Below are 1,239 nucleotides of genomic sequence, written 5' to 3' on the forward strand. Positions count from 1 at the left end.
GGGTTGCACCAGAAGTAGATAGCTTAACCTTCGGGAGGGCGTTTACCACGGTGTGGTTCATGACTGGGGTGAAGTCGTAACAAGGTAACCGTAGGGGAACCTGCGGTTGGATCACCTCCTTACGAAGAGCTCGTAAGTGTTCACACAGATTGTTTGTTTAGAAGAGAAATAATTAAGTCCCCTTCGTCTAGAGGCCTAGGACATCGCCCTTTCACGGCGGTAACAGGGGTTCGAATCCCCTAGGGGACGCCATAATAAGTGATGAAATTATTTCTTAAAAAATTATGTTTGTATTTACTTATATTTATTATTAAGTGAATAGAAAGATAAAGCTCTTTAACAATTAGGAACAAGCTGAAAGAAACGAGTTCTCGTTCTTGTGTAATGCATTTATTGAGTTATTTAATTAAACGTTAGCGATAACGATTAGTTAGGTTGAATTGATAAAGGTTGAACATAAAGAAAGAGAAAAAAGCGTAATAAAAACCAAGACAACTGTGAGTTGTAAGGTTAAGAAATTAAGCGTACACGGTGGATGCCTAGGCAATCAGAGGCGAAGAAGGACGTGTTAATCTGCGAAAAGCGACGGTGAGCTGATAAAAAGCGCAATAGCCGTCGATGTCCGAATGGGGAAACCCAGTGTAGGTGACTACACTATCATATGATGAATTCATAGTCATATGAGGCGAACCGGGAGAACTGAAACATCTAAGTACCCCGAGGAAAAGAAATCAACCGAGATTCCCTAAGTAGCGGCGAGCGAAAGGGGAGGAGCCCAAGCGGGTAGCATATAGTATTAGTGGAAGCGTCTGGAAAGTCGCACGATAGAGGGTGAAAGTCCCGTACACGAAGATGCGATATGTGGAAGCTTATAGAGTAGGGCGGGACACGTGATATCCTGTCTGAAGAAGGGGGGACCATCCTCCAAGGCTAAATACTCCTGATTGACCGATAGTGAACCAGTACCGTGAGGGAAAGGCGAAAAGAACCCCGGGAGGGGAGTGAAATAGACCCTGAAACCGTGTACGTACAATCAGTGGGAGCTGCTGCCGTTGGGTAGTGGTGACTGCGTACCTTTTGTATAATGGGTCAGCGACTTATATTCTGTAGCAAGGTTAACCGAATAGGGGAGCCGAAGGGAAACCGAGTATTAACTGTGCGTTAAGTTGCAGGGTATAGACCCGAAACCCGGTGATCTAGCCATGGGCAGGTTGAAGGTTGGTTAACACTAACTGGAGG

At 45.1% G+C, this 1,239-nt stretch carries 1 tRNA gene and 2 rRNA genes; all 3 read left to right on the top strand.

Going from position 1 to position 1,239, the window contains the following annotated elements:
• Positions 1–122: ribosomal RNA gene (locus GYX25_RS11065) — 16S ribosomal RNA — on the top strand; the annotation flags it as partial.
• A gap of 54 nt (positions 123–176) precedes the next feature.
• A tRNA-Glu gene (locus GYX25_RS11070) sits at positions 177–252 on the top strand.
• 256 nt (positions 253–508) lie between these two features.
• Positions 509–1,239, top strand: a 23S ribosomal RNA gene (locus tag GYX25_RS11075); the annotation flags it as partial.

The sequence above is a fragment of the Gilliamella sp. ESL0254 genome (assembly GCF_013344985.1).
Lineage (GTDB): Bacteria > Pseudomonadota > Gammaproteobacteria > Enterobacterales > Orbaceae > Gilliamella > Gilliamella bombicola.